The organism is Haloferula rosea, from assembly GCF_016595525.1.
GTDB classification, from domain to species: Bacteria; Verrucomicrobiota; Verrucomicrobiia; order Verrucomicrobiales; family Akkermansiaceae; genus Haloferula; species Haloferula rosea.
On sequence record NZ_JAENII010000065.1, the window covers coordinates 1 to 373 of the forward strand.

1 protein-coding gene is annotated in these 373 nt (G+C 63.0%); it reads right to left on the reverse strand.

Annotated elements, in window-relative coordinates; genetic code table 11:
• On the reverse strand, positions 1–317 hold a 317-nt coding region (locus JIN81_RS18835), incomplete at its 3' end, for a transposase (RefSeq protein ID WP_200283641.1).
• Positions 318–373: the final 56 nt, after the last annotated feature.

Below are 373 nucleotides of genomic sequence, written 5' to 3' on the forward strand. Positions count from 1 at the left end.
ACCACCGCCTTGTAGCGCCCCTGGAACACATGCCCCCGGCGCTTCCTGCGCCGGTTCCATCCTTGGGAAAACACCCCCATGAACCACTTCATTCCGGCCACCAGATTCGGCTCGGGCGTCTCGATCAACAGATGGAAATGGTTCCCCATCATCACCCAGGCGTGCACCCGCCAACCGTAGCTGCCGCAGACCTCGCCCAAGCGCGCCAACCACACCGTCCGATCCGTATCGTCCTCAAACACATCCTTGCCGCCCTCGCCACGCGCCATCACATGGTAGACGGCTCCAGCGGCTTCGTAGCGGAGGGGGCGGGCCATGGCGAAAAGCTAGCCAATCCAGCCGGGCGGCGTCAATGCTTGAAAAACGGGACTGA